Here is a 2,804-nt window from a genome sequence, read left to right as displayed (position 1 = left end):
GATAGTTTCGACAGACACGTTAGGATTTCCTCTTTGGTTTATGGGACAACTCTCTTTATTATGCCCCAACCAGAGTGGGGTTTGCTGGAGCTAGCGGAAATGTCTAACATAGTTAGTAGAGCGACTATCTCCACACTCCCTTCACGCCATGACCACAACTACGCCACTCATTTCCACACAACCGCTGCCCGGTCAATATTGGCATTGGCGGGGAGAGCAGATTTATTACGTGTGTGCGGGTGAAGCCAAAGCCCACAGACCGCCGCTACTATTGATTCATGGCTTTGGCGCATCGACCGATCATTGGCGCAAGAATATCTCCGAACTCAGTCAAGAATTCCAGGTTTGGGCGATCGATCTATTGGGATTTGGGCGTGCGGCGAAGCCAGCCTGGAACTATACAGCCGAGCTGTGGCGATCGCAATTACACGATTTCATCACCGAAGTCATCGGTCAACCTGTTGTCTTAGCGGGTAACTCACTCGGCGGTTATGCAGCATTGTGCGTTGCCGCCGAACATCCCGAATCCGCTGCTGGTCTGATTTTGCTCAATAGTGCTGGCCCCTTTACCGACAGCACTCATCCCAAGGAACCAAACCTATTTCAAAAAGCAATCAATCAACTATTAACTGGATTTTTGCGGCATCCGATCGGGAATTCATTACTTTATAAATTCGTGCAGCGGAAAGCATTTATTCGCAATACGCTCAAGAAAGTATATGTAGATGAAACGGCTGTTACCGAGCAGTTAGTCGATGAAATTTATCGCCCTTCTTGCGATCGCGGTGCGCCCCAAGTATTCGGCTCGATCTTTAGCAACCAACAAGGCGAAAAAGTCGATGTGTTGCTGGGCAAAATGCAGTGTCCCTTGCTGATGATTTGGGGAGAAGGGGATCCCTGGATCGATGCCCGCAATCGTGGTGCCAAATTCCGCGAATATTATCCGCAATTGCAAGAATATTACCTATCAGCAGGGCACTGTCCCCATGATGAGAGTCCAACTCAAGTAAATGCGATCGTTCATAATTGGGTCAAAGAATACTGTCGATCGACCTTAAATTAATAATTGATAATTGATAACTATTAAATTATCAATTATCAACTATCAATTTTTAACCCAGATAACGTAGAGCTGTCACCTCATCTGCTGACAATTCCCAGCCTAATGCGCCAGCATTTTGCTCCACTTGGGCGGCAGTTTTAATCCCAGGGATCGGAATCACACCGGGCTGACACATCAGCCAATTGAGAGCTACCTGAGCGGGCGTTTTTGAGTATTTATTGCCTAATTCCTGGAGCTTATCCAACATGGGTTGAAGTTTCTGCAAGCCAGCCGCCTGAAACCGACGATCGAGACTGCGCGCACCACTGGGCGGATTGCTAGCCGTATACTTACCCGAAAGCAATCCTTGAGCCAGCGGACTATAGGCCAAAATTGTCACATCTAACTCCCGAGCGGTGGCTAAGACACCATTTGTTTCGATTTCGCGAGTAATTAGCGAATACCGCATTTGATTGACAGCCAATGGCACACCGCGTCGGGCGAGGAGGCGATGGGCTTCGCGAAGTTGGTCGGCACTATAATTGCTCACGCCGATCGCTTTAATCCTGCCTTGCTCCACCTCATCAGCTAGCGCATTCATCAACCCTTCTTGGCTCAGGAAGAATGGTGCGGGAAAGTGAACTTGATAAAGATCGATCGAGGACATTTTTAAGCGTTTGAGGCTAGCTGTGAGGGCATCGGCCACATCTTCAGTGCGAAACCGCCAAGGTAGCGGCATGTATTTTGTCGCAATTTGAATAGGGGCATTGGTTTCTTTGACAAATTTACCGATGAGTTCTTCAGATTTACCCAGCCCATACACTTCTGCCGTATCGAGAAAGGTCACTCCGGCGGCAACTGCGGCTTGAAAAGCTAGCCGCAACTCCAGTTCACCATAATCTTTTCCATACCCCCAAAAGAGAGAATCACCCCAAGCCCAAGTGCCAAATCCGATCGGTGTTACTTCAATGCCAGTCTTGCCAAGGATCGTAGTTGCCATAATTGCGGGAAATAACAAAGAATATCTCTTGATTTTAACGAAAACCACAGTCGGGAATGACTGCGCTCATCGATTGCCGTCCGATGGGTGCCCCGTATTTTAGCGATATTAGCAACGATCGAGACCTAATTACCAACTGCAAGTAAAATTTGGCCAGAATCGAGTGCGTTAAAATGAAGCTGAGAAATCATGAGGTGCAATCGTGGCGAATCTTTTCCAAACAGCTTGGTCAGAAATAATTGCCAATATCCAAAAATCGCGAAAATCTCAAGCGATTCGACTGTATGCACGTCGCCTCGGGCGGCTACTTCAAGCTCGATATGGCAAACAAGATTCATATACGCCCCTCCAAGTCAAAACCGCGATCGATGAAGCAGGCTTCAACACTAACTACGAGGGCTATGGATTGGCAATATATTGCAACGATCTTGACTTTAATAGTTATCACCATTCACTCGGTGAATCTTGCGATTATCAAGCGATGCAAAGTGAGATCGGTCAGTGCTTATTTGGTAACAATGTAGAATTCAACATGACGATGGTGCTCGATCCTGACTTTCAGTCAGCGGCTAATGGGCATCATCACGATTCAGGTACTTCGGCACCTGCGGAACAGGTTCAGCAGCATCATGATGGCGGTCATACCAGTGTTGGGCATCATGATGCTGGTAGCTATACTGGCGGAGATTTTGGAGGTGGAGATTTTGGTGGTGGAAATTATTAAAGATTGAGTATCGATCGCGTTAAGTAGCTAGGCGAAAT

Annotated in this window: 3 protein-coding genes; 2 read left to right on the top strand and 1 reads right to left on the bottom strand. The window is 47.4% G+C overall.

The window, feature by feature from the left end; all coding sequences use genetic code 11:
* Window positions 1-148: 148 nt before the first annotated feature.
* The gene (locus tag RMO84_RS16565) at window positions 149-1,063 is read left to right on the top strand and encodes an alpha/beta fold hydrolase (protein ID WP_310489539.1); all 915 of its coding nucleotides are present in this window, start codon (window positions 149-151) and stop codon (window positions 1,061-1,063) included.
* 49 nt (window positions 1,064-1,112) lie between these two features.
* Here the strand turns inward: RMO84_RS16565 and RMO84_RS16560 are convergent, their stop codons facing one another.
* On the bottom strand, window positions 1,113-2,042 hold the full coding sequence (locus tag RMO84_RS16560; protein WP_310489538.1) for an aldo/keto reductase: 930 nt from the start codon (window positions 2,040-2,042) through the stop codon (window positions 1,113-1,115).
* Window positions 2,043-2,244: 202 nt separating this feature from the next.
* Between RMO84_RS16560 and RMO84_RS16555 the strand changes: the two genes are divergently transcribed.
* Window positions 2,245-2,766, top strand: a complete 522-nt coding sequence (locus tag RMO84_RS16555; RefSeq protein ID WP_310489537.1) for a DUF6559 family protein — start codon at window positions 2,245-2,247, stop codon at window positions 2,764-2,766.
* Window positions 2,767-2,804 lie beyond the last annotated feature (38 nt).

This window comes from Chamaesiphon sp. VAR_69_metabat_338, from assembly GCF_031423935.1.
Lineage (GTDB): Bacteria > Cyanobacteriota > Cyanobacteriia > Cyanobacteriales > Chamaesiphonaceae > Chamaesiphon.
This window is presented reverse-complemented; position numbering and strand designations above follow the sequence as displayed.